Here is a 1,585-nt window from a genome sequence, read left to right on the forward strand (position 1 = left end):
CCCCACCCTCGGGGGTCAGAGGTCGAGGAGTTCGCGGGCTCGTTCTCGCATCTCGACCTTGCGGACCTTGCCGGTGACCGTCATCGGGAACTCCTCGACCACGTGCACGTAACGCGGGATCTTGTAGTGCGCCAACTTGCCGCTGCAGAACTCCCGCAACGCCTCCGCCGTCAACGGCTCGGCCCCCTCCCGCAACCGCACCCAGGCCATCAACTCCTCGCCATAACGAGCATCCGGAACCCCGATGACCTGCGCATCCAGAATGTCGGGATGCGTGTACAAGAACTCCTCGATCTCCCGCGGATACACGTTCTCCCCACCCCGGATCACCATGTCCTTGATCCGCCCGGTGATCGAGACATACCCCTCGGCATCCATCACCGCCAGATCCCCGGTGTGCATCCAACGCGCCGCATCGATCACCTCAGCGGTCTTGTCCGGCTGCTCCCAATACCCCAGCATCACCGAATACCCCCGCGTGCACAGCTCCCCCGCCTCACCACGCGGCACCGTCAACCCCGTCACCGGATCCACGACCTTGATCTCCAGATGCGGACCCACCCGGCCCACCGTCGACACCCGACGCTCCAACGAATCATCGGCACGGGTCTGCGTCGACACCGGAGACGTCTCGGTCATCCCGTAGCAGATCGCCACCTCCGACATCCCCATCCGCTCGATGACCTGCTTCATCACCTCCACCGGACACGGCGAACCCGCCATGATCCCCGTCCGCAACGACGACAGGTCGAACGAACCGAACTCCGGATGATCCAACTCCGCGATGAACATCGTCGGCACCCCGTACAACGACGTGCACCCCTCACCCGCCACCGCCCGCAACGCCTTCCCCGCCTCAAAACCCTCCGACGGGATCACCATCGCCGAACCATGACTCGTGCACGCCAGATTCCCCATCACCATCCCGAAGCAGTGGTAGAACGGCGGCACGATCGCCACCCGATCCACCTCCGAATACCCGCACAACTCCCCCACGAAGAACCCGTTGTTGAGGATGTTGTGATGCGACAACGTCGCACCCTTGGGAAAACCCGTCGTCCCCGACGTGTACTGGATGTTGATCGCATCATCCGCCGACAGCCTGACCTCGCCGAGCCTGCGCTGATCAGCAGCGGTACCGGCGAGCACCTCCCACTCCGGTGACTCCAGGAACACGACCTGCTCCAGGCCCGCGCACCTGCCCCGCACCTCCTCGACCATCGCGACGTAGTCGGAGGTCTTGAACGACTTCGCCGACACCAGCATCCGCACCCCGGCCTGGTTGAGCACATACTCCAACTCGTGCGACCGGTAAGCCGGATTGATGTTGACCAGGATCGCCCCGACCTTCGCCGTCGCGTACTGCGTCAGAGTCCACTCCGCCCGGTTCGGAGCCCAGATCCCCACCCGATCACCCTTGACGATCCCGGCCTCCAGCAGGCCGGTGGCCAGCGCGTCGACGTCGGCGACGAACTCCCGGTAGCTCCAGCGCCTGCCCGTTTCGCACTCCACCAGCGCGTCGCGGTCCGGGAACCGCGCCGCGGTGCGGTCCAGGTTCGCGCCGATCGTGTCGCCCAGCAGCGGC

At 65.2% G+C, this 1,585-nt stretch carries 1 protein-coding gene; it reads right to left on the reverse strand.

Annotated elements, in window-relative coordinates; all coding sequences use genetic code 11:
* Positions 1-15 precede the first annotated feature (15 nt).
* Positions 16-1,585, reverse strand: a 1,570-nt coding sequence (locus R4I43_RS34200; protein ID WP_324269875.1) for an AMP-binding protein, incomplete at its 5' end; no start/stop codon positions are given.

The sequence above is a fragment of the Saccharopolyspora mangrovi genome (genome assembly GCF_035320975.1).
Classification (GTDB): Bacteria; Actinomycetota; Actinomycetes; order Mycobacteriales; family Pseudonocardiaceae; genus Saccharopolyspora; species Saccharopolyspora mangrovi.